Source organism: Gluconacetobacter entanii (genome assembly GCF_003206495.1).
Lineage (GTDB): Bacteria > Pseudomonadota > Alphaproteobacteria > Acetobacterales > Acetobacteraceae > Novacetimonas > Novacetimonas entanii.
The window spans coordinates 17,036-42,356 of the sequence record NZ_NKUF01000016.1; the positions used below are offsets into that span (position 1 = coordinate 17,036).

Sequence of the window (25,321 nt, forward strand, 5' to 3'; positions counted from 1 at the left end):
AGGATGTTGAATCCGAAAATACAAGTACATACCATGCTTTATAACCAGACAGGCATTCACGATGTTCGGTGATTTCAGACTTGATGAGCAGGAGCGTGACGCATTAAACGCCATTTCCTCCAAGATCCACAAACCGGCGAAATGCCGCATCTATGCGCAGGATGAACCTGCACGTTATCTCTACATCATCCGTTCCGGCGCTGTCCGGCTGGAATACCAGCGGGAGGACGGCCGCAACCAGATCTTTGCGTTCCTGTGGTCGGACAACATGTTCGGCACGACCGAAAATGGGCTGTACCGTGCCTCCGCCGTGACGCTGATCGACACGTACCTTTTCCAGATCCCGTATCCCGCGCTCCGCACACTGATTGAATCCCGCCCGCGTATCCAGGCGCTGTTCCTGCAACATGCCCTGAAATACACCAAGGCGACCGAACGCCATGTCCTGCTGGCCACCTGTTCGCTGGTGACGAAACGGCTTGCGGGGTTCCTGCTTGAATGCAGCAAGCAGGCCGATTTCTTTGACCGGCATTCACATATCCTGACCCTTGCGATGGATCGCAAGGACATTGCCGACTATCTTGGCATCGCGCTTGAAACAACGAGCCGTACGCTCAAGGTTCTCGAAGACATGGACCTGATCAAGCGCCTGTCGTCGCAGCGGATGCAGATCAATACGGAACAGATCCGGATGATGATGTCGCGTTGAGTGGTTGAAAATCTACTTCCAGAGGATTTTTTAAATTCATCGTTCTTCTGAAGATTTTTGTAAAAAGCTTCACCAAAAACTTTTAAATGGTTTACGGCTTTCCGCGCGAAAGCCGTTGCTTCCTTTTTGCCTGTAACGGGGATGGCATGACTGTCGGGCGGGCTGCCTCGCAGGACGCAATGACAACCATGGAACATGAAAATAAAAGCGGCCCCTCACCATCCCGACATCACGCAAGGCATGCATTTTATACTTTTTTCGTGACGGTTAACAATTTTACACGACTTCAAATCGGGATTATGTTTCGACATGGTTATTTATCGGTAACGGCCGGTGGGCAAGCCCATCCGCCTGAAACGCGGGAAGACGATGTCAATTTCCATCGATATGCTCGATACCCCGGCCGTTCTGGTCGATCTCGACAAGGCGCTGGCCAATATCAACAAGGCGCAGCGTTACGCCAGCGAGCACGGATTCTGCCTGCGTCCCCATATCAAGACGCACAAACTGTCCTTTTTCGCCCACAGGCAGGTGGCGGCAGGGGCCGTCGGCATCACCTGCCAGAAACTGACCGAGGCCGAGATCATGGCGCAGGCCGGGCTATCGGACATCCTGCTGACCTACAACATCCTTGGCGCGCACAAACTCGGCCGCCTCGTCAACCTCGCGCGTCAGGTCAGCCTGTCGGTCGTGGCGGACAACCTGCCGGTGATCGAGGGGTACGACCGCGTCACGGCAGGCGCGGACATCCCGGCGCTGCGGGTTTTTGTCGAATGCGACACCGGTGGCAACCGCTGCGGCGTGCAGACCGTGCAGGAGGCGCTGGCCCTCGCGCAACGGATCATTGCGGCCCCCAACCTGTGTTTCGGCGGCCTGATGACCTATCCCGCCTCCGGAAAGCAGGCGCAGGCGGATGAATGGCTGGGCCAGGCACGCGGCGTCTTCGACGCGGCCGGGATCGACATCCCCGCGATCACGGTGTGGGGCACGCCCGACATGTGGACGGCGGGCGACATGCGCAACATGACCGAATACCGTCCCGGCACCTATATCTACATGGACCGCTCCCAGGTGGCGGCAGGGGCCGCGACGATCGGGGAATGCGCGCTGAGCGTGCTGGCCACCGTCATCAGTCGCCCCACCGAAAACCGCGCGATCATCGACGCGGGCACCAAGACCCTGACGAGCGACCTGCTGGGACAGGACGGGTACGGCCACATCATCGGCCACGAGGACAGCCGCATCACCGCCCTGAGCGAAGAACACGGCACGATCCGCTCCGGCGGGGGGGCATCCCTGCCCGCCATCGGGGAAAAGGTGCGCATCATTCCCAACCATGCCTGCGTGGTCACGAACATGTTCGACCATATCTACCTCGTATCGGACGGCAAGGTCATCGACCGCCTGCCTGTTGTCGCGCGTGGGGGCGTAAGCTGAGATAAAACAGAGGTTTTTTGGGACGCCTTTTTTAAGAAAAGTGACGTTCTTTTAAGCTTTTTGAAAAAAGCTTCACCAAAAACTTCTGAATTTTTACGGTCTTTTTTACAGATGCAAGAAAACGGAAAAGCATGATGAAGAAAGTTTATGGCAAGGCTGCCGTTCCCCTGTCGATGGCGGTGCGCGCGGGGGATTATGTCTATGTCTCGGGGCAGGTTCCCGTGGTGGATGGCAATGTGGTCGAGGGCGGGATCGTGGCGCAGACGGCCGCCGTGCTCGATAACGTCGCCGCCGTGCTGAAGACCGCCGGGTGCGAGATGAGCGACGTGGTCAAGACCTTCGCCATCCTGACCGATGCAGGAGATTTCGAGGAATTCAACAAGGTCTATGCGACCTATTTCCCCGTCGAACCCCCCGCACGCACCACCATAGAGGCCGGCCTGATGGCCGACATCGTGGTGGAGATCGAGGCCATCGCCTACAAGCCGGTTGGCTGACCTCTCCCTGCATAAAGCCACCCTGCGTACCATGACCCGAAGACCGTTTTCCTTCCCATAAAATAAAAGTTTTTGGTGAAGCTTTTTTTTCAAAAAGCTTCAAAGAACGCCGACTTTCTTAAAAAAGGCGCCCCCCAAAAACTTTTATTCCTTATCAGTGATTTATCCTGAAACGGTTTTCCAAAGTCATGGCACCCGGAGGAGAATGAACATGCGTGTGTTTGTCGCCTCGCTTGCCACCGAAACCAATACCTTTTCCCCGGTTCCCACCGACCTGTCGGCGTTCAGGGGGGCATTCTACGCCCCACCGGGAGAACACCCGGCCACCCCGACGCTGTGTTCCGCCGTGGTTCCCGCCCTGCGGACCCGCAGCAGGGAGCAGGGCTTCGACCTGGTGGAGGGTACCTGCACATGGGCGGAACCCGGTGGACTGGTCAAACGCCAGACCTATGAAGACCTGCGTGACGAAATCGTGGGGCAGTTGCGTGCCGCCCTGCCCGTTGACGCGGTGGTCATGGGTCTGCATGGCGCGATGGTGGCGCAGGGGTATGAGGATTGCGAAGGCGACCTGCTGACGCATATCCGCGACTGCGTGGGGCCGGATGTGGTGATCGGGGCGACATTTGATCCGCACAGCCACCTGACCGCGCTGCGCGTGCGCAATCTGGACGCCATGAACGCGTTTCTGGAATTCCCGCATACGGACTTCATGGAACGCGCCGAACAACTGGTCGATATCGTCCTGCGCGCGGTGCGCCATGAAATAAAGCCGGTCATTTCAACGTTCGACTGCCGGATGATCGACGTCCTGCCCACCAGCCAGCAGCCATTGCGCTGGTTCGTGGACAAAATCCGCGCAATGCAGGGCACGGGCCGGATCCTGTCCATTTCGCTGATCCACGGCTTCCTTGCCGGGAACGTGGCGGACCTTGGCACGCAGGTCGTGGTCGTCACGGACAACGACCCGCGCGGTGGCGAACACCTGGCCCATGAACTGGGCATGGAAGTCTTTGGCTTTCGCGGCAGCACGCGCATGCACACCCTGTCGCCACGACAGGCGATCGCACGGGCAAAGGCCGCGATTGCCGATCCCGCCATCACCGCGCCGGTCGTCCTTGCGGACATATGGGACAATCCGGGCGGCGGCGTGGCGGGCGACGGGACAATCCTGCTGTCGGACCTGATCCATGCCGGCATCGACAATGCAGGCGTTGCGACCATCTGGGACCCGATCGCCGTCTCCTTCTGCGAGGCCGCGAGCATTGGCGCACGCATCCACCTGCGCATCGGCGGCAAGGCAGGCCCCGGCGGCGGGGACCCGATCGACGCGGAGGTCGAGGTCCGCAATGTCACCACCGCCGCGTGGCAGAGCTTTGGCGAAAGCCAGGTGCCACTGGGGGCCAGCGCCGTTGTCCGTATCGTGGGCACGCAGATCGACATCATCCTCAACACCAACCGCACCCAGTGTTTCGAGCCGGACATCTTCTCCAACCTTGGTATCGACCCCACGGCCAAGGATGTGCTGGTGGTGAAATCCACCAATCATTTCTATGCCGGGTTTGTCGGGATCGCCTCCGAAATCCTCTATGTCGATGCGGGCACGCATTACCCCTCCGACCCGAAGCGCACGAAATATACCCGGCTGACGCGCGGGATCTGGCCCATCTTGGAAAATCCCCATGACCTGACGTGACCCTGCCCGCCGCCATGGCATCCCCCGAAGAAGGCCGCTGAGATGTCCCTGACCTGTGCCCTGGCCCTCGGTCTCTGCGCGATCGGGACGATCATTGTCCTGATCGCGCGCTTTCACCTCAATGCGCTTGTGGTGCTGTTCGGGGTGGCCATCGCACTCATGCTGTCGGCAGGTCACAACCCGGTGCAGGCCGTGGCCAGTTTCCAGCACGGGGCGGGCAATGCGCTGGGCAGTATCGGCTTCCTGATCGCCTTTGGCACCATGTTCGGCAAACTGATCGCACAATCTGGGGCCGCCGATACCGTCGCCCTGTCGGTCATGAAACGATGTGGCGCGCGGAACCTGCACTGGGCCATGGCGGCCATCGGCATGGTGGTCGGCCTGCCCATCTTCTTTGACGTGGGCTTCGTCCTGCTGGCGCCGCTGGCGTTCATCGCGGCGCAGGAAAGCCGCAGGCCGGTGCTGATGGCCATCCTGCCGCTTGTCGCCAGCCTGTCGATCGCCCATGCGGTCATGCCGCCGCATCCGGCCATCATGCTGGCAATTGGCATCTATCACGCCAGCCTGATGAAAAACATCGTGCTGGGGCTGCTCATCATGCTGCCCACGGCGGCCCTGTGCGGACCGGTCTTCGCGCGGTTCGTCGTCCGCCACATCGGCCCCATCGCAACAAGCCCGATGGAGGCGGAGTTCCTGACACGCGCAGCCCCCGCCATCCGTCCCCCACCGGGGCGCAGCCTGCTGTGCATCCTGCTGCCATTCCTGCTGATCGGGTGCGGGCAGGTCATGGCCAGCCTGCCGGGCGGGAGAGGCGTGCACATGCTGGGCCAGGCACTGGGGGAGACGAACATTTCCCTCATCCTGTCCCTGCTGGCCACAGTCATGCTGCTGTGCAGGCCTGCGGGCATGACGGCGCGACAGATCGGGCAGATGCTGCATGACTGCCTCGGGCCGACGGGGTTCGTGATCCTGCTGGTGGGCGCGGGCGGCGGTTTCGGGCAGGCCGTGATCGACAGCGGCGTTTCGCAGGCCCTGACATCCGCCGCCCTTGGCGCGCACATGTCCCCGCTGCTGCTGGCCTTCCTGTCCGCCGCGATCGTCCGGCTTGCCACCGGTTCGGCCACCGTTGCAACCGGCACGGCGGCCAACCTGATCGCACCCGCCATCAGCCACCTGCATAGCGTGTCACCCGAGCTGCTGGTGCTGGCGACGGGGGCGGGGTCCATCGCCTTCGGGCCGGTCAATGACCCGGTCTTCTGGCAGTTGAAGGAATATCTCGGCCTGTCGCTGGCACAGACCTTTGTCGTGTGGTCCGGGACGGAAACGCTGATTTCCGTGGTCGTGCTGTCCTTTACGCTGCTCCTGTCCGGCATCATGTGAGCAACCATACTGAAATCATCTGATTTTTTGTGGTTATTTTCAAAAAGTGTCGCACAGACGTCGCCTTTTTGAAAAAAGGCGACACCCAGAAACTTCTGTTATTTTTATCAATTCCTTATCTCCAGGCCGGTTTTCAATGATTGTTGCTGTTTCTTAGCTATTTTTCCTGAAATATTTTTATTTTCAATATGTTATTCAAGATCACCGGATCTCCTGACACATGGTTTCCCATAATGTTTTTATTTTACGATCATATACGGAAAATTTACCTTTACTTCATATGAAATAAAAACGCATTATTATCATGAAAGAAAAACAGAATGTCCGGCTTGTATGGCTACGGGAATACTGTCACCACCAGCGGGAGCTACACAATATTTCCTGTCGGATGGGTATTGGGGATTGCTTCTCTGGGAGGTGCCGGTGTCACATTCGACGGGGATATTACAGACAGCCTGAGTTTCGCACCCACACTTATCGGGGCGATCAACCCGTATACCGTAACTGCGGAAGGGGGCGCCAATGTTACGGTTGACGTCGGTTCAACCGTTCTTGGCCTTTTGACGGGTTCCAGCTTTACCGCCAATGGCGGGACCATCAACATCTCAGGCGATAACATCATCACAGCCCTGAGCGGCACCAATTACACCATAGAAAACGGCGGCACCATCAACCTTGGTACTGTCAGTACCGCTGAAATCTCCGCACTTTCAGGAACGGGAATCACCTTCGGAACCGGGGGCGGGACACTTGTCGTTACCCCGGCCAGCGGCGTGGATGTCCTTACTTTCAATAACATCTCGGGGTTTGGCAACGCCGGGGCCACCATTGAAATACCGGGCGCGTCCTATGTCACGAATGCGACATATGATGGCACAAATACAAGCATCACGACAAATACCGGCATTACCATCAGTGTCAATGGTGACTATACCCCGTCACAAAACACTCTTTACCAACAGGACAGTGACGGGAACCTGTATATAAGCGCCTCCTCCGCCAACAGTTCGGGCACCACTGGCGTTCTGGTCTGCTTCCTGCCCGGAAGCATGGTCAGGACACCGACAGGCGACGTGGCTGTCGAGGACATCAGGATCGGCGATACGGTTGTTGCGCTGGATTGCGGGACCAATACGCAGTCCCTGCGCGAGGTCGTGTGGACCGGCAGCCAGACCGTCAGGGTCCGCCCCCACCTGCCCGATGATGAATCCGGGTATCCGGTCCGTATCCTCAAGGATGCGATCAGCGATGGCGTCCCTTACAAGGACATGCTCATCACGGCGGAACACTGCCTGTTCCTTGACGGAAAATTCATCCCCGTCCGCATGCTGGTGAATGGCCGTTCCATCTTTTACGACCGGTCGATCACATCGTATGACTACCATCATATCGAGACCGCGGAACATTCGGTCATCACCGTAGACGGGATGCTGACCGAAAGCTATCTCGACACCGGGAATCGCCATGGCTTCCGGCAGGCCGGCAATGTGGTCCGCATCGGGCAATCCGGCCGGACCTGGACAGAGGACGCGGCCGCCCCCCTTGGCGTCAGTCGCACGTTCGTCGAACCCCTGTTCCATCAGATCGTCGCCCGTGCGCAGGCGGCCGGCGTCACACAAAAAGAGGCCGCGGCAGAACTGACGGAGGATGCGGACCTGCACCTCATCACCGATACGGGCGCCGTGATCCGGCAGGCACGGGAGCATGGGGACCGGGTCATGTTCATGATTCCGACCGGTGTGAAAAGCGTGCGCATCGTCTCCAGCACCCATCGCCCCAGCGACGTGATCGGGCCGTTCGTCGATGATCGCCGTTACCTTGGCCTCGCAATCGGCGAGATCAAGATGTTCGAGGCGGCGCAGTGCCATGCCGTCACACCGCACCTTACGGAACCGGACCTTGACGGCTGGCATATGCTGGAGCGCGAGGACATGCGCTGGACCTCGGGCAATGCGCTGCTTCCCCTTGGGCCGCGTCACCCCAACAGCGCGGCTCTTCTTGCCCTCCAGATCAGGGAAAAAGGGGCCTATCCTGTCGCGCGGCCTGCACATGTCCAGACCGCGAAACGCGCCTGACCTTCCGGCGCGCCGCACGCCGACACGACATTGCACATAGGACGCAGGGCGACCCCGCACTCTTTCGGGAGTCGGGGTCTTGCCTTGCCTGGTATCGGGTTACGCATGGCACCACGCATTCTCCTCCAGCCCGGGCAGATCTGGACCCCACAGGACAGCCGGGTTCCCTGCCGCCGGATTGTCGATCTTTCGGAACGGGTGCTTGCCTACAGTCCCTTTCCCGATACCGATGCCCCATCGTACGAGAACGTCAGCCAGTCTTTCTTCCGCCGCTGGATCCGCGAAAGCAGGGCCACACTGAGCGGGCAGACCGAAGCCCGGGCCGCGCCAGCGACGGAACTGGCCAAAAAGGTCGCCACCCTGCGCAAGGCCTGCGGCATGAGCCAGAGCGAACTGGCCGCAGCCATGGGGCTCAGCCGTTCGGCAATCGCCGCCCTGGAAACAGGCCGTACCAGCAGCGCCAACAGGCACCTGCCGAAGCTTGCGCAGATCTTTGAAGTGCCGCCCGAACTGTTTCTGGGAGGGATGGTGGAGCAGACCACGACCATGGACCTCTCCCCCGATGAACGCGACCTTATCGACCTCTATCGGCGGCTGCCAACAGAACGCAAGATGGAAATCCAGAAATATGCCGAACGACGTGCCAGAGCCTGAATAACCGCCCGGAACAGGCCCGACAAACATCCTGTAAATTCAAAGAAGTTTTTGGTGAAGCTTTTTCCAAAAAGCTTCAGAAGAACACCGCCCTCTGGAAACAGGGCGGCACCCAAAAACCTTTACCCCCTTCATCACCCCCTGAAACATCAGGATGGAATGGCTGTTTTTCTAACACCCATTCAGGGCATGGATACTCTGGATAAAGTTCCGTCCCCCACGCACGGTCGTGGTGACTGTCGCCCTGCCGTTGCAGGCGTGTGATTTTGTTGCGTAATGGTAATTTACAATGAAAGTACTGTCATTTTCCTGTGCGATACTCACCACACGGATGGGATCAGCCAATCCGCCATAAAACCGGGTAATATTCGACGGTGAAAATGCAGGTGTGGAGCGTTTTTCCGGGATGACCATGGCAGAGGCCACCGTCCCCTGCGCGGCCCCCAGTGCGTCATAGAATGCCTGTATCGTCGTTGCCGCGGTTCCGTATTCGTCAGTAAATTCCATGGGTTTTGCCTGCGCAATGCTGACGGAGGTCACTGTCGCAACAAGGGGTTCATGGTGATGCCCGGTTATAGCCGCCATTGCATCCGTAAGATGGACCGTCACGTCCTGATGCAGCAGATGACGGAACTGTTCATCCATATCCTGTCCCGACACCAACTGGACATATTGGAAATACTTGCTCGGGTCAGCAGCCTCATCGCCAGAAAGACAGATGGGGTCATGAAGCTTCAGCACATACGAGGGTTCCGGCGTATCGCCTGTCTGCACATCTTCATAATTCGGCGGCCCGGGAAACATGACATATTCAAGCGTCCCGGTCAGTTCCGATGGTTCCCCGTTCCCCAGATTATAGCACCCGCCCGCCCATGCTGATGCCTGCGCGAAGCAGCATATCATTGCGGCCAAGGCAATCGGAACATATCTTCTCATCTGGAAACACCCGAAAAAAATAATTCCCCGTAATATATTTCCGATTACTGGTCCTGTCCACAAGAGCAGCATGGAACCAATCTATTTTATTCAGGAAATATGCAGATTTATTCAGGTATAGGCATGATCTGCTTCCTGCGGGACGCAGCGACTTCTACCCCCGGCAACCTGCCGCGATCCGGGGAGCACACAGATACAGCCCTGCGCGGGGGCAGGAGCCCGCGCCAGCAGGCTTTGCGCCATCCTGTCAAAAAAATCGGACCATTTCAGGTGTCTGTGGTGCGAGCTGCGGGACTCGAACCCGCACGCCCTGTTAACGGGCGCAAGATTTTAAGTCTCGTGCGTCTACCATTCCGCCAAGCTCGCATCGCATGCATCTTCTAGCACACACACCACGCACGACAACTCAACCTGCCACGGTTTGAGGATATTTCGGCACAAAAAACACAAGGGACACTCATTCCTGCATATCGCGCAGCAGGGTGGCCCCTTCACGGCGCAGCCAGGCTTCGGCGGTGCGGCGGTGCGGTGTCAGCCGATCCACCAGTACCCAGAAATCAGGTCCATGGTTCATGTGCCGCAGATGCGCCAGTTCATGAGCCATCACGTAATGCTGCACCTCCGGCGGGGCCATCACCAGACGCCAGCACAGCATGATCGCCCCATCGGCGGTACAGCTACCCCACCTGCTGCGGGTATCGCGGATCGACAGGCGCGTGGGACGCAGCCCTGCCTGCCGCGCCAGCGCCGTCAGTCCCGTGCCGAGGCGCAGGCGCGCTTCCTCACGCAGGAAGGTCGTCAGGCGCCGGACCAGAAACGCGGCTTCCCCGCTGACATGCACCACGTCACCTTCGATCCACACGCCACGCCGGGCGTCGGGACAGTGGCGGATGGCGTGGGGCCGCCCGTCGATCAGTACCTGCCCCCCGTCATGCCATCGCGGGGCCTTGGGTATGCGGGCAAGGTTGGCGGCAACCCATGCCGAATGCGACCGCAGCAGCGCCAGCGCGTCCTCGCGCCGGGCACGCGGCGGGAGGGTCAGGACGACATGGCCGCTACGGGCGTCGATCCGCATGGAAATGCGCCGCGCACGCGCCGAACGACGCCAGCATACCGGGACCTGCCCGCTGGCGATGGCCACGGTTTCGGGGCCATCCTCGCGCATCATCCGCGCGACGCGGTGTCCGGGGGCTGCGTGCTGTTGGCGCCGCGGGGACACTCACCGGGCCATTCCACGATATGATCCTCCAGCGCGCCGGCGCGGCGCTCGCTGATGACGCGGCCGCTGACCGACACCCCGGCCTCATGCACCGTCTCGGGCCGCCCGGACACCAGCGGGTGCCACCATGGCAGGGGCCTGCCTTCGTGGATCAGGCGGTATCCGCAGGTGGGCGGCAGCCAGTCGATCTCCTCCAGCATGTCCGGCGTCAGGCTGATGCAGTCCTGCACCTTGCGCTGGCGGTTGGGATAATCCGTGCACAGGCACGTCTTCGTATCCAGCAGGCGGCAGGCGACATCGGTAAAGACGATCTCCTCCGTCTCATCATCGCGCAGCTTGTGCAGGCAGCACCGCCCGCACCCGTCACACAGGGATTCCCACTGCGCGCGCGTCATGCGCGACAGCGGAACGGTCATCCAGAACGGACGCTCCCCTGCCTCATTGCCATTTTCCATGCCCATCGCCCCCATGTCCCGTTCCGTCATGTCCCAACGCCCGCCCCCGCGTCCACCATGGCGGCCAGCATGCCCATACCCAGTCCTGCGCAGGCCGACAGCACAAGCGACGGCCCCAGCAGGGGCAGCCACAGCATGCGCACACGCATCCATGTCCCCGCCCCCAGTCCCCATGCCGTGCGCGACACGCTGGCCGGCACACGCAGCATGGTCCGCAGCGGCAGCACCGTCACAAGCGGGCACAGCAGCATCCCCTGCAGCACCGGCCACATGCTGCCCGCGCCCCCTGCCCCGAGCAGGCGCGGCAGGCACAGCGCACCCCCAACCCCCGGCAGCAGCGCCAGCAGCAGCATGACCTGCACCGCCGCAGGCCCCCACGGCATGCGCCGGCGTGCCAGCATGCACATCACGACAATCAGCGCCGCCATGATGAACGCCGTCAGGGCGCATTCCCCCGCCATGAGGAACAGCATGCCGCGGCCATCGGGAACGGGTGGGGATGGCATCATGCAGGCCCATGCAGCCAGTCGGCGAAACGCTGCGACAGGTCCGGCAGGTGCGCGCCCCAGAAGTCCGGGTTCATGGGCAGGTCGGCCGTGGGTTCACCCACCGGCGACCCGGCCGCCGTCTGGCCCATGGGATACAGGGCGGCAAAGCGATCCTTCTGTTCGGGCTGTACTATATAATGCAGCAGGTCACGCGCCTGCCCCGCCATGGCCGGGGCCACACCCTGCACCATGGCCCATGACAGGCATTCGCCAAGGCTCTGCTCCCACTGCACGCCGATATCGTGGCGACGCGCGGGCAGGCTGGCGATTTCATTGCTGAAGACACTTCCCATCAGCACGCTGCCATTTTCCACCAGGCGGGCGGACTCCTCGGGCGTGGACCACCATGTGATATAGGGGCGCAACTGCGTCAGCTTGCGGAACGCCCGGTCGATCCCCGGCCCGGTGGAGAGCATGTCATACACGTCATGCGGCGCCACGCCATCGGCCATCAGCGCGATTTCCAGCGTGGAGCGCGGATCGCGCCGCAGCCCCCGCTTGCCGGGATAGCGCACGATGTTCCAGAAATCCGCCCAGCGCGGCGACGAAGGCCGCCAGCCACGATCCCACGCCAGCACGATGGCCGGATGCAGCGCGGCCACGCCACACCCGTCGGGATTGTCCACGCTGCCCGCCAGTCGGACCAGGCTGCCCTGCATGCACGAGGTGCGAATCGCGCTGTCCTCGCCAAACACCACCGCCCATGTGGCGGGTGTCGATTCCGTCGCGGCATGCGCGGCCAGCGTCGCCGCCTGCCCGTCCCATGTGCGGCGGACAACGCGAATTCCCGCCTTCCTGGCGAATGGCTGGAAATAGGCGCGATCCTGCACCTTGCCCAGGGCGTCGTCCTGTGTCGCGACGGTCAGGACGGCAAGGTGCCTGCGATGGATGGGCGACGCCACGCGGGCATGCACGTCCGATGCCCCCAGCACACCCCCCGCCAGCGCCATCATGGTGAACAGGCACGCCACACGACGCAGCGACAGACGGGTGGGAAGACACGCACGGGTCATCGGAAAAGACAGCAGGGAAGACAGTGGAAAGAACCTTCGCAAGACGGCATGACCACCGGTACGGTCACAGGAATACGGCACGTCGGACGCTAGCGCATTTCATGGCGGAACGGAAAGGCAATAGCCTGCCCCGCCTGCCACGCCAGCAGCGCCGGGCGCCCCGGTTCCACCCCGCACACGATCTGCAGCGGGGGACGGCGCACCAGCATTTCATCACCGTTCGACAGCCTCAGGCGCATGCGGATGTAGGTGCCCATGTGCCGCATGTCCACCAGCACCGCCGGCAGCATCGCGGGTTCGCCATCCTCGCCGGCAATGCTGCCCATCGCCCCCGGCCGCGCGGGGAACAGGGTCGCGATCCGGTCGGGACGCACGCATACGGTGCACAGGCTGTCCTCCACCAGGCCGGGGGCCGCCATGGCCTGCACCGTCAGTCCCCCCGGAAGGTGGATGACCGCGACATCGTCCTCGATCCGGTCCACGCGCCCGGTCAGGGCGTTGGCATCGGCAAAGCCCGTGGCGACGCGATCACATGCGGGCCGGTCGAACAGGTCCGCCGCCGTGCCCGTCTGCAGCAGGTCGGGACCATGGACGAATCCGATCCGATCCCCCATCACCAGCGCATCGTCACGGTCGCAGGTGGTCATCACCACGCACAGGTCACGCGCGCGCACCAGTCGGCCAAGGAAGCTGCGCATGCTGCTGCGGCGGTCCGGGGGCAGCGCGGCAAGGGGATCATCCAGCACGATGACCGGCGGCGCCGTCACCAGCACGCGCGCAAGGCCCGCGCGCAGGGTCTGTTCCTCGTCCAGCATGTCAGGCCGCAGATCCTCCAGCCCCTCCAGCCCCAGCAGGGCGACGGCCTGGCGCGCGCGGTCGGACGCCTCCGCACGGGAGATGCCCCGCACGCGCAGGGGGAACCGCAGGTTCGCGAACACCGTCAGGTGGGCGAACAGGGGATCGCGCGCGCTCCATGATCCGCACATCCGCGTGAGGGGCGGACGATTGGTGACGTCGATCTCCCCCACCACCACGTTGCCGTCGAGCGCACGCCGGAGACCGGCCAGCGCATCGGCCACGATCGACAGGTATTCGCCCCGCGTTCCCAGCAGGGCATGACACTCCCCGGCGCCAACGCCAAAGGAGAAGGGCACGGTACCGGCCATTGTGACGAGATTGCGAACAACCAGTCGTGAGGAGAAAGGTGGCATGCGATAACAGAAACCTGACTATCCAGGGAAAAGGTTATAAGTGTTTCCTTCCTCCTTACCAGAGGATCATCGGGCCCGCACCTTTGCAAGGACAAGAAAATGACCAAGACAGACATCAAGCACGTTACGCACGAAGACCTCCAGGCGCTGAAGTCCCACGTCGAGAACCTGCTGCAGACGCACGGCAAGCACGCCCTGCACACCGCCGTCGAAAAGGCCGAGCACCTGGCCACCAACGCACGTGAAATCGCCGAGGCCCCGGCCAAGTCGCGCTCGCGCGGACGTTCCTTTCTGGCTATCGCCATTTTCTCGGTAATCGGCTACTTTCTTGGCCGCGCCACGAAATAAGGCTTGGTAGCCTGACGAAACCAGAGGACACGCGACAGCAATGAGAATAGGCGAAATCGGCAAGACCATCATCGATGGGGAACTCACCCTACGCAAATTGATGGCCATCCGCCTTGGCCGCCAGGCTGCCTTTCTGGTTGTCGCGGCCGTTTTCGGCGGTTTCGCGACCATCACCGGCCACGCCCTGCTGTGGGCCTTCTTCTACCAGACCTTCGGCTTCAGCGTGCTCGGCGCGTCGGGTGCGGTCTTTGCGGTGGATATCCTCGCCGCATGCATGTTCGCCTTCATGGGACGGCGGTCCTACATGACGCCCGAAGAAATCCGTGTCCGCTTCGCCCGCGAACACGCCCTTAACGAACTGCGCCAGACGGTGGCCCTGTCCGCCGTGGTCGGCACCGTCGCCGGCCCGGTGACACGCCATACCGGCCGTGCGATCTGGAACCTGTTCCGGACCATGACGGGACGTCGCCCCAGCGCCTGACGCGACATCGGGGGCCGCCGCCCCCGCCATCGTGACTGCCGCATCCCTGCCATCGTCATTGATGCACATCATTGTCAGATGGTATCCATGACGAAATTGCATTGGCTCCCGGACTGTTTTTCTGGAAACGTGCGACTGCACGCAATCGTAAGCAGGCAAATAGTTTGCATGCTCATGATTTTTTCCAACCCGGCTGGCAGGATGCAATGGCCGATACCGAGCGCCTTGAACGAGAACGGTCCTTCCGACGCAGGCTGGCGCGCCTTGGCATGGCATGGCGGCGGCAGGTGGACCATGACCTGCGCGATTACGGCCTGACCGAAGCCACTTGGCGGCCCGTCCTGTATCTGGGCCTGCTGCTGCCGCCGGTGCGCCAGACCGACCTTGCCCGCGCCCTTGAGATCGAGGCCCCGTCCGTCGCACGCCTGCTTGACGTGCTGGAACGCCGTGGCCTCGTGTTCCGCTCCCGCGATCAGGAGGACCGCCGCTCCAAGCTGGTGCGCCTGACGATGGAGGGCGAACGCATCGAACGCCAGGTGCGCGATGCGGTGGATGCCGTGTCGCACCGCCTGCTGTCGGGCATTTCGGATTCCGAACTGACGGCGTGCTATTCCGTGTTCGACCGGATCGAAGCCAACCTGTGCACGGGCCGCATGGCGACGGAGGCCTCCGTCCGTTCATGAGGCTGATCCCACCCCACGGCGCGCTGTCACAGCCCCTGCTCCGGCTGGGAACCTTCGTTTTCCCCGACTGGAAGACGGTGCGCCCGACGATTGCCTACAGCATCCGCACGCTGCTGGCGGTGGGGCTTGCGCTGTTCCTTGCCTTCGACCTGCAACTCCAGACGCCGATGTCCTCGGTCACGACGGTGCTGATCGTCGCCAACCCGGTCGTGGGCGCGATGGTGTCGAAAAGCGTGTGGCGTATTTTCGGCACGATCATCGGCGCGACGTCTGCCATCACGCTGATGGCCCTGTTCCCGCAATCGCCGGTCCTGTATTTCATGGGACTGTCGCTCATCATCGGGCTGGCGTGCTGCGTGTCCACCCTGCTGCGGTTCTACAAGGCGTATGCGGCGGTGCTGACGGGCTATACCATCATCCTGATCTCCGTCTCCGCCTTCAGCGAACCGGACCATATCTTCATGGCCGCGATGTCGCGCCTGTCGGCGGTGACGGTAGGAATCCTGAGCACGGCGTTCGTCTTCCTGCTGACGAACATCAGCCACCCCGAAAAGGTCATACGCCAGATCGACCAGGTGCTGCGCAACATCACCTCGCACTTTGCGCAGCCGACCGATGCGTCATGGAACGATGCGACCTCCATGCCCGATGACGCGGGGCAGCCACTGTCGTTCCGCGCCATGTCCATCACGTCATATGACCAGCGCGCGCGCCTGCTGTCGCAGGCCAATGCCCTGGTGGAGGCGATCGAATACGCCGCTGCCGACAATTACAGCGTCAGCCTGCGCGCGCGCGGCCTGCGTGGCGGCGTTGCGCGCCTGCTGGGACTGCTGAGTGCGCATCACCCCATCTGGCAGGATGAGCCGCCGCTGACGCCGCAGGCGCGCGCGGCGCGTCACATCCGCCAGGAGATCATGCGTTATTTCGCGACCCTCCCGCCCGAGGACCTGCACCTGGAGGCGCGCGACAACATGCGCCACATCCGCCGGCGCATCCGCGCGGCGATGGCCGAACTCGACGAACTGGGCGAACAGACGCAGGACCTGCCGACCATCGCCTTCATCGACAATGAACGCGACGTGCTGGCGCAGCTATGCGCGGCGCTGGATGATTTCATGGGGCCGCAGGAACATGTCCGTCCCATCGGGCTGAAGCTGTATTTCGACTGGCCCGCCGCCCTGCGCAACGGCACGCGCGGCGCGTGCGTGACGCTGCTGGGCTGCCTGTTCTGGTATGTCTGCCGCTGGACGCACGGGGCGAACATGCTGACCTACCTGATCCCTGCATCGTGCCTGCTGGCGACAAGCCCGCTGGCGTCGCGCGCCAGCGTGATGTTCGCAAGCGGTACGCTGGCGGCCATTCCCGCCGCCTTCATCTGCCAGACCTTCCTGCTGCCGCGCATCGACGGCTATCCGCTGCTGTGGCTGTCGCTGTCGGTGTGCCTGCTGCCGGGGATATGGATCCAGTTCCATCCGCGCCACGCAATGCGCGGATTCGGTTATGCCGTGTTCTTCAACGCCATGGTGCAGATCCGTAATCCCATTACCTACAGCGACCTTTCGCTGATGAATACATGGCTGGCCTTCGCGCTGGGCGTGGTGTCCATCGCGCTGGTGTTCCGCGTCATCCTGCCGGCCGATCACCGCCTCGACTCGGGGCGGCTGGTGGCGTCGATCGCGCGCGCGACCGAAAACCTGGCGCGCAGGCCACTGGGCCAGCATATCGAATGGCCGGTGTGGGAGAACCTGCAGATGCAGAAAATACTGCGCATTATCCAGCGCTTCTCCCTCGTTTCCCAGCCGGGGCGGGTCTATGAACTGACGGATGCGGCCTTCATGGCGGTCTCGCTGGGGCTGGTGCTGGTGCGGCTGCGCACGCTTGTCACCTCGCCCGCCATTCACGAGGACGACCGCGTGCGCGTGATGGAGGCGCTTGGCGCGTTCCGTTACCTGCGTTCCGACCCGGCCCAGACGGTCCAGACACTGCGGGCGACCGCGCTTACGCTGCTGTCGCACCTTGACCGCCGCGGACTGCCCGCCCATACGCCCACACGCCGCATTGCCGCGTGCCTGGAACAGGCATCGCTGCTGATCGGGGCAATCCCCGGTTTCTTCCATCGCCATGGTCCGCTACAGATGGCGGCGGACATGCCCGGCGCCGACAACCGCCTGACCCTGCCCGTATCGTCCACGACTGGCCCGTTCGGAATGAGAACCGCCTGATGCTGACCGAATTCAACCTCTTCGGTGTCTTCATGGCACCGATTGTCGTCTATGCCATCGCGGCACTGCCTGTAACCATGCTGCTGCGCTCCCTGTTATGGTGGAGCGGTATCATGAAATGGTTCTGGCATCTCGCCCTGTTCGAGGTCGCGCTCTACACTTGCGTCCTCTGCCTGATGATCCTGTACATCTGACTGTCGCCGAAAAGGTTCGAGAATCCACCATGCCTCTCTTGCGCACCCTGATCCGTGTGGTACTGACCCTGGCGGTCGTGGCGATGGCCATCGTCATGGGCGTCACCTTATGGGACACCTACATGATTGCCCCGTGGACACGTGACGGACGTTTGCGCGTCTATGTGGTCGATGTCGCCCCCGAAGTGTCCGGCACGGTGGTCCAGCTACCGGTGGTGGACAACCAGTACGTCCACAAGGGCGACCCCCTGTTCGTGCTTGACCCGGTCCGCTTCCACCTTGCCATCCGCGAGGCGCAGGCCCGCCTTGACGGTGCGCTTGAGGACCTGAAGCTCAAGCAGAACGATGCCCGCCGCCGCATGGGACTGGGCGGTATCGTTTCGGCGGAAGAGCAGGAGGTCTTCAACTCCAACGTGGCGACACAGATCGCGGCCGTTGACGCGGCGCGCGCGGCACTTGACCTGGCGAAGCTGAACCTGCAGCGCTCCATCCTGTATTCGCCGGTCAACGGCAACATCACCAACCTGAACCTGCGGGTGGGCGATTACGTGACTGCGGGGCATGCGCGCCTTGCGGTGATCGACGCCGACTCCTACTGGGTCAACGGGTATTTCGAGGAAACGAAGATGTGGGGCGTGCATGTCGGCGACGAGGCACGCGTCAAGCTGATGGGATACAAGGACATCCTGCCCGGCCATGTCGTCAGTATCGCACGCGGTATCAATGACCAGAACGGCAGGCCCGACGGCCTTGGCCTGCAGGACGTCAGCCCGATCTTCACCTGGGTGCGTCTGGCGCAGCGTATTCCGGTGCGCATCCATCTGGATCATGTTCCCGACAGCATCACCCTTGCCGCGGGCATGACGGCGACCATCAGCGTCGGCCCACAGTCCCGCACGCAACGCGGCCATCTGACGACGTGGTTGCAAGACCACCTGTAAGGCGCCAGGCACAAAGATGAATATCACCACGATCACCCGCAAGACCGGCCTGTTCCTGAGTGCTGCCCTGCTGCTGGCCGGTTGCACGGTCGGGCCGCGTTACCAGCCCGACCGCATGAAGCTGCCCGCCCGCTTCACCGAGGACGACCATCCCGCGACCAAGGAAGAGATCGAGGATACCGACAAGGAACTGAAACAGTGGTGGCACCTGTTCAAGGATCCTGAACTCGACAAGCTGATCGACAAGGCGATCGCGGGCAATTACGACCTGCAGGCGGCGGGGCAGCACATCCTTGCGGAACGCGCGATCCGCGACGTGCAGGCATCGCAGTGGTATCCGCAGCTTGACGCCGATGCGGGCGGCGGTAACGTCCGGTATTCGATCAACATCGAAAACTGGCCGCTCCGCCCCGGCAACCCGGCCAACCACCCGGACGCGAACTACCTGACCTATGGCATGGCCGGAAGCTGGCAGCTTGACGTCTTCGGCCGCATCCGCCGCAGTGTGGAGGCGCAGAAATACGCTGTCCAGGCCACGATCGAGGAACGCCGCGCCCTGATGGTCATGATCCTGTCGGAAGTGGCCAGCGATTACATGATGCTGCGTGACCAGCAGTTGCGGCTGGAAATCGCGAACAACAACATCCATGTGGCGCAGGATGCGTATGACCTGACCAACCGCCTGTATCTCGAAGGTGTGGGCAACACCATGCAGATCGCGCAGGCCAAGGCGGAACTGGATTCCCAGACCGCCGCGCGCGAACCGCTCAAGACCCATATCTCCCAGATCACGCATGCGATCGACGTGCTGATGGGACAGATGCCCGGCACGTCCGAAATTGAACTGAAGGTGCCCAAGCCCCTGCCCAAGGTGCCGGAATTCCCCGCCACCCTGCCCTCCATCGTCCTTGCCAACCGTCCTGACATCCGCACGGCCGAACGCCAGTATGCCGAGGCCACGGCGCGGATCGGCATGGCGGTGTCGCAGCTTTACCCAAATTTCAGCATCCCCATCAGCTTCAACCCGAATGCATCGGTCATGTCGCAGATGACAGAAGCCGCCACCATGAGCTGGCAGTTCCTGATGATGGCGTCGTTGCCGCTGATGCATGGCGGCAAGATGACCTCGCAGGTGCGCGCGACGCAGGCCGCCGCCGAAGCCAGCCGCCTGAACTACCGCCAGACCGTCCTCAAGGGCTTCAAGGAAGTCGAGGACGCGATGGCCGCTTGGCATGATGACGAGGAACATACCGAACTGCTGGCCAAGGCCGCCGAAGACAGCATCCTGGCGAGCGAGCGCGCCCGCAAGCTCTACAGCGCCGGTCTGGTCGGGTTCCTTGAAGTCCTGACCACGGAACGCACCACCCTGAACGCGCAGAACGCCGAGGCCATGGCGCGGCTGGAGCGGCTGCAGGATGCGATCGACCTGTATACCGCCATCGGCGCGGGCTGGCAGGGTGTGGCGCTGACCAACACCACGCTGCCGATCTCGCTGGAGAAGCAGAACTTCCTCGCGCATCTGTTCCAGCAGTAATCCACACGACGGCCCATACGTAACGAACAGGCCGAAGTACCCGTTCCCGGTTATGCGAAAAATAACCGGGGGCGGGTATTTTTTTACCCTGCCTGGAATGACAGGAAGATTTTCAGAAGTTTTTGGTGAAGCTTTTTTCAAAAAGCTTCAGAAGAACGGCCGCCTTTTCGATCAAAAGGCGGCACCCGGAAATTTCTGGATGACTATCTCAACATTTCATAAGCAGCGTTTTCATATACAGAAATCTTCCGCTCCTTTTCCCAAAGAAGAACCAGAACGCCACCCACAAAAAAACCGGCAACAGGCCATGCCCATTGCCGGTTTCCAGTCACCGGACCCGGATCGGATGATCCGGGCCAGATCGCTGGTGCCTTACGACCAGCGCCAGTTGCGCACTTCCGGCAGGTCCTGCCCGTACTGCGCGACGTAACGCTTGTGCTCGTTCAGCTTGTCATTGATCAACTGGTTGGCATAGGCCGCCTTGACCGCAAGGGCCGGCACACGGCGGATCACGTTCTGCACCAGATGGAACCGGTCCAGATTGTTGCGCACCGTCATGTCGAACGGCGTCGTGGTCGAACCTTCCTCGCGATAGCCATGGACGTGGAAGTTGCGGCAGTTGGTCCGCTTGTAGATCAGCTTGTGGATCAGCGCGGGATAGCCGTGGAAGGCAAAGATCACCGGCTTGTCCACCGTGAACAGGCTGTCGAACGATGCATCGTCCAGACCGTCGGGATGTTCCTGCGGGGTCTGCAGCGTCAGCAGGTTCACGACGTTGATGACGCGCACCTTCAGGTCCGGCAGATGCTCGTTCAGAAGCTGTGTCGCGGCCAGCGCCTCGATGGTCGGCACGTCACCGGCACAGGCGATGACGACGTCGGGTTAACCGCCCTTGTCGTTGCTGGCCCATTCCCAGATGCCGATTCCCTGCGCGCAATGCTCAATGGCGGAGTTCATGTCCAGCCACTGCGGCTCAGGCTGCTTGCCTGCCACGATGACGTTGACGCGGTCGCGGCTTTCCAGGCAGGTCTTCGCCGTGCACAGCAGCGTGTTCGCATCGGGCGGCAGGTACACGCGGACGGTCTTGGCCTTCTTGTTCAGGACATGGTCGATGAAGCCGGGGTCCTGATGGCTGAACCCGTTATGGTCCTGACGCCAGACATGCGATGTCAGCAGGTAGTTGAGAGAGGCGATCGGCGCGCGCCATGCCACTTCATCCGCCTGCTTGATCCACTTGGCATGTTTGTTGACCATCGAATCGACGATGTGGATGAACGCCTCGTAGCACGACATGAAGCCATGGCGGCCCGTCAGCAGGTAGCCTTCCAGCCAGCCCTGGCAGGTATGCTCGCTCAGGATTTCCATCACATGGCCATCAACGGACAGATGATCATCGTAATCGAACGTCTCGGCGTTCCATGCGCGGTTCGTGACGTCGAGCACGGCGTTAAGGCGGTTGGAATTATTTTCATCCGGCGCCAGCACCCGGAAATTACGCGACGGCAGGTTTTCCTTCATCACGTCACGCAGCCACGTGCCCAGCACGCGCGTACCCTCACCCAGCGCATGGCCCGGCGATTCCACCGTCACGGCATAGGGGGTCACATCCGGCAGGCGCAGGTCCCGGCGCAGCAGACCACCATTGGCGTGGGGATTGGCGCTCATGCGGCGGTTGCCCTTGGGCGCCAGTGCCGCGACCTCGGGCACCAGCGTGCCGTTTTCGTCGAACAGCTCTTCGGGCTTGTAGCTGTGCAGCCATTCGTCAAGCAGCTTGAGGTGCGCGGGGTTGGCCATGTCGGTAAAGGGCACCTGATGGGCGCGCCAGTAGCCCTCGACCCGCAGGCCGTCCACCGTCTTGGGGCAGGTCCAGCCCTTGGGCGTGCGCATGATGATCATGGGCCATGCGGGCCGTTCGGTCTTGCCTTCGGTGCGCGCGGCCTTCTGGATGGCGTCGATGCGGGCGAACGCGGTGTTCATCGCACTTGCCATGGCCTGATGCACCACGTCGGGCACGTCGCCTTCCACCACGATCGGATCGTAGCCATAGCCCCTGAACAGGGAGAGCAGTTCCTCGGGCGAGATGCGCGCCAGAACGGTGGGGTTCGCGATCTTGTAGCCGTTGAGGTGCAGGATCGGCAGGACCGCGCCATCGGTCTTCGGGTCAAGGAACTTGTTGCTGTGCCACGATGTCGCCAGTGGCCCGGTCTCGGCCTCGCCGTCGCCGACGACGCAGGCGGCAATCAGGTCGGGATTGTCGAACACCGCGCCATAGGCATGCGACAGGGAATAGCCAAGCTCGCCGCCTTCGTTGATGGAACCCGGTGTCGTCGGCGCCGCGTGGCTCGGGATCCCGCCGGGGAAGGAGAACTGCTTGACCAGGCGCGCAAGCCCGTCCGCGTCCTGCGACACTTCGGGGAAATACTCGCTATAGGTGCCTTCAAGGTAGGTGTTGGCGATGACGCCCGGCGCCCCGTGGCCCGGTCCCGCGACGAACAGGATGCTGCGGTCCTGTTCACGGATGATGCGGTTGAGGTGCACATACAGGAAGTTCAGTCCCGGCGTCGTGCCCCAGTGCCCCAGCAGGCGCGGCTTGGTGTCCTCAAGCTTCAGCGGCTCACGCAGGAGCGGGTTGGCCAGCAGGTAGATCTGCGCAATCGACAGGTAGTTGGCGGCGTGCCACCACTTGTTCATTAACGCCAGTTCCTGCGCCGATAACGGCGTGGCGGATGCTGTCTCACTCATCTGCGTCCCTTTCGAAACAAATTGTCCGTGTCCGTTACGCCAGACACATCATCACATGGCGGCGGATCGTCGTTTCCTCATCCGTGGGAATGACCCGCACCTCGACCGTGCTGTCGGATGTGCTGATGATTTCGCTGTTCGCGGTATTCGCGGCCTCGTCCAGCCGCACCCCCAGCCATTGCAGCCGCGCACAGATCGCGGCCCGCACGATGGCGTCATTTTCGCCAATGCCCGCCGTGAACACCAGCCCGTCCAGCCCCTGCAGCGACGCGGCCATCATCCCCGCCTCCTGCACGAAGCGGTAGACGAATAGGTCCAGCGCCGCGCTGACGGCGGGATCGTGGGCGGCGCGGGCATGCAGGTCGCGCATGTCATTCGACACGCCCGACATGCCTAGCAGGCCGGAATGTTGATACAGCACCGTCTCGACCTCGGCCGCGCCCAGCCCCTCTTCCTTGAGCATGTAGAGGATCACGCCCGGATCGAGATGGCCGCAGCGCGTGCCCATCATCAGCCCGTCGAGCACCGAAAAGCCCATCGTCGTGTCGATGCTGTGCCCTTCATGCAGGGCGCACAGGCTGGCCCCGCTGCCGACATGCGCCACGATGCAGCGCCCCGCCGCAAGGCGCGGCGCGCGTTCGCGCAGGCAGTTGGCGATATATTCGTATGACAGCCCATGGAACCCGTACCGCCGCACCCCCTTGTCGGCATAGGAACGCGGCAGGGCCTGCGCCTGTGCCACGGCGGGCATGGTGTGGTGGAAAGCGGTATCGAAGCACGCGACCTGCGGCAGGTCCGGCCGCTGCGCCATCAGGGCGCGGGCGGGCGCAAGGCTACCGGGCTGGTGCAGCGGGGCGAACGGCGTCAGTGCCGACAGGGCGGCCAGCACATCGGGCGTGATGCGCACCGGGCGGATGAAATTCGGCCCGCCATGGACGACGCGGTGCCCCACCCCCATCAGTTCGATCCCGCCAAGATGCTGCCCCACCCACTCCATCAGGGTGGCCATGGGACCATGGTGGGCATCCGGGCCACCCGCATGGGCGTCCCAGCTTTCATCAATCAGGACCTTGCCGCTGGCATCCTTGGCGCGGAAATGCGGATGGGTGCCGATGCCCTCCACCTCGCCCGAGGCGATGCGGTGGCTGGGGCTTGCGGGGGTATCGGTCGGGTCGATGCGGAACAGGGCGAATTTCAGGCTGGATGACCCTGCATTCAATGCCAGAACAGCCTTTGTCATGCCCGTCTTTCCTTTCCCGATAACCGGCGACATCCTATCGACTATCGAACCAGCGACACATTGACGCGAATCAATTCCGCATTGCCGGTGCTGCATCGCGAACGTGCGGTACCAGCGCCGGATTGCTGTCATTATTTGAAACGTAGCGCAAAAACAGCGCGATATTCCACATATGGCTGATGCCCGGTACCTGCATGGGAAGCCACATAGCGCCTATGCGTGACGACATGTCATCTTCAAGGGCGCTGCCCTTGACCCGCCAAAGGGCATTGCCCTTCGGAAACCGGCCCGTCAGGAAACACCTGAAAAGGCAGCCCAGATAACTGCCTGAAATAATAAAAGTTTTTGGTGAAGCTTTTTTCAAAAAGCTTCAAAAAGAACGCCGCCTTTCCCAGACAAAGGCGCCCCCCATCAATCCGGGTCAAACCGCCGCCGTAGCATGGCGCGCGCGGCCTTGCGGGCCATGCCCGCGTCCCGTCCCACTGCGATCAGGGCCGGGATCTGCCCCGGATGGGCCAGCACATTGCGCAGGATCGCCCCAAGCGCGATTCCCCCGCCCGGCTGCAACGCCACCACGGCGGCGGGCGGCAGCGTGCGGTCCGCCGGGTCGCACACGATACGCAGGACCGCGAACGGTACCTTGCGCTCCGAACACAGCGTCGCCACCACGCCGCTTTCCATATCCAGCCCTTCGCACCCGCTCTGGGCGAACAGTTCGGCCTTCTCCTTCCGGTCGGAGACGATCACATCACTGTGTAGCAGGTCCCCGCGCCGCACGGTCCGCAATCCCTGCCCGAGCCAGTCGGAAAGGGCCGGATCGGTCGGAATGCGCGTGCCATCGACCACGACCTGGCGCGGCAGCAGGACGATCCCCGGATACAGCGCCGGGTCCAGTCCGGCGGCAAGCCCGAACGACAGCACCGCATCCACCCCGGACGTCAGCAGGATGGAGGTCGCACGCCGCGCACCATCCAGCGTCGCGCCACTGATGCCAAATCGCGCGGCGGGGAAGAACGGGCGGATCAGGGCGGCCTCGGCCTCCATCCCGACCACGATCCCGAGACGGGTAAATGGCGCCACCGCCGTGGCCTGGCTGCTGTTGTCCATGA

General features: G+C 62.3%; 24 protein-coding genes, 1 tRNA gene and 1 pseudogene. 15 read left to right on the top strand and 11 right to left on the bottom strand.

Features of this window, described 5'->3' with window-relative positions; genetic code table 11:
- The first annotated feature begins 61 nt into the window (after positions 1-61).
- The 7 genes from CFR72_RS08745 (at position 62) to CFR72_RS08775 (ending at position 8,445) form a co-directional block, all read left to right on the top strand.
- Positions 62-709 (top strand): Crp/Fnr family transcriptional regulator, encoded by a 648-nt coding sequence (locus CFR72_RS08745; protein ID WP_110913593.1) that lies wholly within the window; start codon positions 62-64, stop codon positions 707-709.
- Between the two features lie 369 nt (positions 710-1,078).
- Complete coding sequence (locus CFR72_RS08750; protein ID WP_110913635.1) at positions 1,079-2,146, top strand: D-TA family PLP-dependent enzyme; 1,068 nt, start codon at positions 1,079-1,081, stop codon at positions 2,144-2,146.
- A 131-nt stretch (positions 2,147-2,277) separates the two neighbouring features.
- Positions 2,278-2,643 carry a RidA family protein gene (locus CFR72_RS08755; RefSeq protein WP_110913594.1) on the top strand — a complete coding sequence of 122 codons (366 nt, stop codon included), beginning with the start codon at positions 2,278-2,280 and terminating at the stop codon, positions 2,641-2,643.
- A 211-nt stretch (positions 2,644-2,854) separates the two neighbouring features.
- Positions 2,855-4,336 (top strand): M81 family metallopeptidase, encoded by a 1,482-nt coding sequence (locus CFR72_RS08760; protein WP_110913636.1) that lies wholly within the window; start codon positions 2,855-2,857, stop codon positions 4,334-4,336.
- Positions 4,337-4,378: 42 nt separating this feature from the next.
- Positions 4,379-5,716, top strand: coding sequence for a GntP family permease (locus CFR72_RS08765; protein ID WP_110913595.1), 1,338 nt, complete (start codon positions 4,379-4,381; stop codon positions 5,714-5,716).
- A 320-nt stretch (positions 5,717-6,036) separates the two neighbouring features.
- Positions 6,037-7,791, top strand: a complete 1,755-nt coding sequence (locus CFR72_RS08770) for a Hint domain-containing protein (protein WP_110913596.1) — start codon at positions 6,037-6,039, stop codon at positions 7,789-7,791.
- A gap of 105 nt (positions 7,792-7,896) precedes the next feature.
- The gene (locus tag CFR72_RS08775) at positions 7,897-8,445 is read left to right on the top strand and encodes a helix-turn-helix domain-containing protein (protein WP_110913597.1); all 549 of its coding nucleotides are present in this window, start codon (positions 7,897-7,899) and stop codon (positions 8,443-8,445) included.
- Positions 8,446-8,616: 171 nt separating this feature from the next.
- Here the strand turns inward: CFR72_RS08775 and CFR72_RS08780 are convergent, their stop codons facing one another.
- The 7 genes from CFR72_RS08780 to CFR72_RS08810 all read right to left on the bottom strand — a co-directional run bounded on the left by CFR72_RS08780 (position 8,617) and on the right by CFR72_RS08810 (position 13,827).
- The gene (locus CFR72_RS08780; protein ID WP_244182225.1) at positions 8,617-9,249 is read right to left on the bottom strand and encodes a hypothetical protein; all 633 of its coding nucleotides are present in this window, start codon (positions 9,247-9,249) and stop codon (positions 8,617-8,619) included.
- A gap of 409 nt (positions 9,250-9,658) precedes the next feature.
- Positions 9,659-9,747 (bottom strand) — tRNA-Leu (locus CFR72_RS08785).
- A 91-nt stretch (positions 9,748-9,838) separates the two neighbouring features.
- Positions 9,839-10,546: a M48 family metallopeptidase gene (locus CFR72_RS08790; protein WP_110913637.1), complete on the bottom strand. Its 708-nt coding sequence runs from the start codon at positions 10,544-10,546 to the stop codon at positions 9,839-9,841.
- Positions 10,546-11,055, bottom strand: coding sequence for a YcgN family cysteine cluster protein (locus tag CFR72_RS08795; protein WP_408869964.1), 510 nt, complete (start codon positions 11,053-11,055; stop codon positions 10,546-10,548). Before CFR72_RS08795 ends, CFR72_RS08790 begins: the two co-directional genes overlap by 1 nt.
- A 26-nt stretch (positions 11,056-11,081) precedes the next feature.
- Positions 11,082-11,564, bottom strand: coding sequence for a hypothetical protein (locus tag CFR72_RS08800; RefSeq protein ID WP_146220693.1), 483 nt, complete (start codon positions 11,562-11,564; stop codon positions 11,082-11,084).
- Entirely contained in the window at positions 11,561-12,616 is a 1,056-nt protein-coding gene (locus CFR72_RS08805; protein WP_110913600.1) for an extracellular solute-binding protein, read from the bottom strand. Before CFR72_RS08805 ends, CFR72_RS08800 begins: the two co-directional genes overlap by 4 nt.
- A gap of 89 nt (positions 12,617-12,705) precedes the next feature.
- Positions 12,706-13,827 carry an ABC transporter ATP-binding protein gene (locus CFR72_RS08810; protein WP_110913601.1) on the bottom strand — a complete coding sequence of 374 codons (1,122 nt, stop codon included), beginning with the start codon at positions 13,825-13,827 and terminating at the stop codon, positions 12,706-12,708.
- 99 nt (positions 13,828-13,926) lie between these two features.
- Between CFR72_RS08810 and CFR72_RS08815 the strand changes: the two genes are divergently transcribed.
- The 8 genes from CFR72_RS08815 (at position 13,927) to CFR72_RS17195 (ending at position 20,660) form a co-directional block, all read left to right on the top strand.
- Positions 13,927-14,175 carry a hypothetical protein gene (locus CFR72_RS08815; RefSeq protein WP_110913602.1) on the top strand — a complete coding sequence of 83 codons (249 nt, stop codon included), beginning with the start codon at positions 13,927-13,929 and terminating at the stop codon, positions 14,173-14,175.
- A 40-nt stretch (positions 14,176-14,215) separates the two neighbouring features.
- Entirely contained in the window at positions 14,216-14,656 is a 441-nt protein-coding gene (locus tag CFR72_RS08820) for a hypothetical protein (RefSeq protein ID WP_110913603.1), read from the top strand.
- Between the two features lie 206 nt (positions 14,657-14,862).
- Positions 14,863-15,339: a MarR family winged helix-turn-helix transcriptional regulator gene (locus tag CFR72_RS08825; RefSeq protein WP_110913604.1), complete on the top strand. Its 477-nt coding sequence runs from the start codon at positions 14,863-14,865 to the stop codon at positions 15,337-15,339.
- A complete protein-coding gene (locus CFR72_RS08830; RefSeq protein ID WP_110913605.1) occupies positions 15,336-17,561 on the top strand; it encodes an FUSC family protein in 2,226 nt (741 codons plus the stop codon). The genes CFR72_RS08825 and CFR72_RS08830 overlap by 4 nt, the downstream gene beginning before the upstream one ends.
- Positions 17,561-17,755 (top strand): DUF1656 domain-containing protein, encoded by a 195-nt coding sequence (locus tag CFR72_RS08835; RefSeq protein ID WP_003616576.1) that lies wholly within the window; start codon positions 17,561-17,563, stop codon positions 17,753-17,755. Before CFR72_RS08830 ends, CFR72_RS08835 begins: the two co-directional genes overlap by 1 nt.
- Positions 17,756-17,784: 29 nt before the next feature.
- Positions 17,785-18,696, top strand: coding sequence for a biotin/lipoyl-binding protein (locus tag CFR72_RS08840; protein WP_110913606.1), 912 nt, complete (start codon positions 17,785-17,787; stop codon positions 18,694-18,696).
- 16 nt (positions 18,697-18,712) lie between these two features.
- Positions 18,713-20,230: an efflux transporter outer membrane subunit gene (locus CFR72_RS08845; protein WP_110913607.1), complete on the top strand. Its 1,518-nt coding sequence runs from the start codon at positions 18,713-18,715 to the stop codon at positions 20,228-20,230.
- A 52-nt stretch (positions 20,231-20,282) separates the two neighbouring features.
- Positions 20,283-20,660: a hypothetical protein gene (locus CFR72_RS17195; RefSeq protein WP_146220694.1), complete on the top strand. Its 378-nt coding sequence runs from the start codon at positions 20,283-20,285 to the stop codon at positions 20,658-20,660.
- Here the strand turns inward: CFR72_RS17195 and CFR72_RS08850 are convergent.
- The 4 genes and pseudogenes from CFR72_RS08850 to CFR72_RS08860 form a co-directional block, all read right to left on the bottom strand.
- Positions 20,603-22,972, bottom strand: a pseudogene (locus CFR72_RS08850) (phosphoketolase family protein). The gene CFR72_RS17195 and the pseudogene CFR72_RS08850 sit on opposite strands and share 58 nt — an antisense overlap.
- Positions 22,973-23,006: 34 nt before the next feature.
- Positions 23,007-24,212 carry an acetate/propionate family kinase gene (locus CFR72_RS08855; RefSeq protein WP_110913608.1) on the bottom strand — a complete coding sequence of 402 codons (1,206 nt, stop codon included), beginning with the start codon at positions 24,210-24,212 and terminating at the stop codon, positions 23,007-23,009.
- A 70-nt stretch (positions 24,213-24,282) separates the two neighbouring features.
- Entirely contained in the window at positions 24,283-24,576 is a 294-nt protein-coding gene (locus CFR72_RS17200; RefSeq protein ID WP_146220695.1) for a hypothetical protein, read from the bottom strand.
- 47 nt (positions 24,577-24,623) lie between these two features.
- The gene (locus CFR72_RS08860; protein WP_110913609.1) at positions 24,624-25,319 is read right to left on the bottom strand and encodes a phosphorylase family protein; all 696 of its coding nucleotides are present in this window, start codon (positions 25,317-25,319) and stop codon (positions 24,624-24,626) included.
- Positions 25,320-25,321: the final 2 nt, after the last annotated feature.

Excerpts from the sequence above, each read along its gene's own strand:
- CFR72_RS08760 (WP_110913636.1), top strand. The coding sequence starts at position 2,855 with ATGCGTGTGTTTGTCGCCTCGCTTGCCACCGAAACCAATACCTTTTCC.
- CFR72_RS08775 (WP_110913597.1), top strand. The coding sequence starts at position 7,897 with ATGGCACCACGCATTCTCCTCCAGCCCGGGCAGATCTGGACCCCACAG.
- CFR72_RS08855 (WP_110913608.1), bottom strand. The coding sequence starts at position 24,212 with ATGACAAAGGCTGTTCTGGCATTGAATGCAGGGTCATCCAGCCTGAAA.
- CFR72_RS08810 (WP_110913601.1), bottom strand. The coding sequence starts at position 13,827 with ATGCCACCTTTCTCCTCACGACTGGTTGTTCGCAATCTCGTCACAATG.
- CFR72_RS08755 (WP_110913594.1), top strand. The coding sequence starts at position 2,278 with ATGATGAAGAAAGTTTATGGCAAGGCTGCCGTTCCCCTGTCGATGGCG.
- CFR72_RS08835 (WP_003616576.1), top strand. The coding sequence starts at position 17,561 with ATGCTGACCGAATTCAACCTCTTCGGTGTCTTCATGGCACCGATTGTC.
- CFR72_RS08745 (WP_110913593.1), top strand. The coding sequence starts at position 62 with ATGTTCGGTGATTTCAGACTTGATGAGCAGGAGCGTGACGCATTAAAC.
- CFR72_RS08800 (WP_146220693.1), bottom strand. The coding sequence starts at position 11,564 with ATGATGCCATCCCCACCCGTTCCCGATGGCCGCGGCATGCTGTTCCTC.
- CFR72_RS08830 (WP_110913605.1), top strand. The coding sequence starts at position 15,336 with ATGAGGCTGATCCCACCCCACGGCGCGCTGTCACAGCCCCTGCTCCGG.
- CFR72_RS08840 (WP_110913606.1), top strand. The coding sequence starts at position 17,785 with ATGCCTCTCTTGCGCACCCTGATCCGTGTGGTACTGACCCTGGCGGTC.
- CFR72_RS08750 (WP_110913635.1), top strand. The coding sequence starts at position 1,079 with ATGTCAATTTCCATCGATATGCTCGATACCCCGGCCGTTCTGGTCGAT.
- CFR72_RS08780 (WP_244182225.1), bottom strand. The coding sequence starts at position 9,249 with ATGTTTCCCGGGCCGCCGAATTATGAAGATGTGCAGACAGGCGATACG.
- CFR72_RS08770 (WP_110913596.1), top strand. The coding sequence starts at position 6,037 with ATGTCCGGCTTGTATGGCTACGGGAATACTGTCACCACCAGCGGGAGC.
- CFR72_RS08820 (WP_110913603.1), top strand. The coding sequence starts at position 14,216 with ATGAGAATAGGCGAAATCGGCAAGACCATCATCGATGGGGAACTCACC.
- CFR72_RS08825 (WP_110913604.1), top strand. The coding sequence starts at position 14,863 with ATGGCCGATACCGAGCGCCTTGAACGAGAACGGTCCTTCCGACGCAGG.
- CFR72_RS08860 (WP_110913609.1), bottom strand. The coding sequence starts at position 25,319 with ATGGACAACAGCAGCCAGGCCACGGCGGTGGCGCCATTTACCCGTCTC.
- CFR72_RS08805 (WP_110913600.1), bottom strand. The coding sequence starts at position 12,616 with ATGACCCGTGCGTGTCTTCCCACCCGTCTGTCGCTGCGTCGTGTGGCG.
- CFR72_RS17195 (WP_146220694.1), top strand. The coding sequence starts at position 20,283 with ATGCGAAAAATAACCGGGGGCGGGTATTTTTTTACCCTGCCTGGAATG.
- CFR72_RS08815 (WP_110913602.1), top strand. The coding sequence starts at position 13,927 with ATGACCAAGACAGACATCAAGCACGTTACGCACGAAGACCTCCAGGCG.
- CFR72_RS08795 (WP_408869964.1), bottom strand. The coding sequence starts at position 11,055 with ATGGAAAATGGCAATGAGGCAGGGGAGCGTCCGTTCTGGATGACCGTT.
- CFR72_RS08790 (WP_110913637.1), bottom strand. The coding sequence starts at position 10,546 with ATGCGCGAGGATGGCCCCGAAACCGTGGCCATCGCCAGCGGGCAGGTC.
- CFR72_RS08765 (WP_110913595.1), top strand. The coding sequence starts at position 4,379 with ATGTCCCTGACCTGTGCCCTGGCCCTCGGTCTCTGCGCGATCGGGACG.
- CFR72_RS08845 (WP_110913607.1), top strand. The coding sequence starts at position 18,713 with ATGAATATCACCACGATCACCCGCAAGACCGGCCTGTTCCTGAGTGCT.